The organism is Stutzerimonas kunmingensis (genome assembly GCF_014764705.1).
Taxonomy (GTDB): Bacteria; Pseudomonadota; Gammaproteobacteria; order Pseudomonadales; family Pseudomonadaceae; genus Stutzerimonas.
Map to the genome: position 1 here is coordinate 1 of NZ_JACXXG010000105.1, position 616 is coordinate 616.

Sequence of the window (616 nt, forward strand, 5' to 3'; positions counted from 1 at the left end):
GAGCGGACTCAGGCGGGCCTGTCGGCCGCACGGTCGCGGGGCCGGATCGGTGGCCGTCCCAAGGGTCTGCCCGCCAAGGCCGAGGCCACCGCCATGGCGGCGCAAACGCTGTACCGCGAGGGTCGCCTGAGCGTCAGCGCCATCGGCGAGAAGCTACACATCTCCAAGAGCACACTGTACAGCTACCTGCGCCACCGGGGTGTCGAGATCGGCGCATACCAGAAGAGCGCCCGGTCACGCGATCAGCAGATCACGGCCTCGTCGTCATCGCCGGCAGAGCCGCCCGCTGTCGAGCGGGTGGCCACCGTCACCCTGCGCCTGGCGGTGGTGAATAACAGCAAGTTCGTGCGCGGCCGGAAACGGGCCAAGGAGAACATCGAGCGCTACTGCCTGGAACCCTACGGCATGAAACGGCTGGAGTCGGGCCACTACGAGTTGGCCATTTCGTATCGAAGCGACGACGAGCTGGACAAGACCGTGCACGACCTGCTGACCGAGATCAGCCAGGAAGCCGACATGCGCAACTGCTTCATCGAGGCGGATGCCTGGGAAGAAGGCACCGAGCGCAGGTGGTAGGGCTTACGTTGGTTTTTGGTTCCATTGCTCCCCAAACCCC

Annotated in this window: 1 pseudogene; it reads left to right on the plus strand. The window is 65.3% G+C overall.

The features are described 5' to 3' along the window. Nucleotides 1-576, plus strand: a pseudogene (locus tag IEG05_RS23135) (recombinase family protein); the annotation flags it as partial. Nucleotides 577-616 lie beyond the last annotated feature (40 nt).